1 protein-coding gene is annotated in these 356 nt (G+C 65.2%); it reads right to left on the minus strand.

All coding sequences use genetic code 11. The features are described 5' to 3' along the window. A partial coding sequence (locus tag AB4Z42_RS28535) for a molybdopterin-dependent oxidoreductase (RefSeq protein ID WP_442012603.1) occupies positions 1–356 on the minus strand: 356 nt, incomplete at both ends.

The following is a 356-nucleotide window of genomic DNA, read 5'->3' on the forward strand; positions in this document are numbered from 1 at the left end:
TGCTTTCGTAGTAGTCGTCGGCGCACCTGAATCCCACGTACTTCGCCGTGGTATCGGCGCCGATCCGCTGGAGAAAGCCGGCGAACGGCGTGCCGCCCCAGCGCCCGATGGCGCTCCAGCCTTCCACGCAGATATGCCGGGTGATCTGCTCCGCCTGCGGCAAGGCGTAGAGGGCATCCAGCGTCCAGCTTCGCTTGTCCTGCACCAGCCCCCCCACCTTGAGCCGGAAGTCATCGCCGTTCACCACGGTCACTTCGTCGATGCCGTAGAACGCATTGAAGGGAAACGGGCGCGTGATCTGCGCGGCGGTGTAGGTGGGGGCGAGCCGGTTCGGATCGAACAGCCATGCCTGTACC

The sequence above is a fragment of the Mycobacterium sp. 2YAF39 genome, assembly GCF_052114565.1.
Taxonomy (GTDB): Bacteria; Actinomycetota; Actinomycetes; order Mycobacteriales; family Mycobacteriaceae; genus Mycobacterium.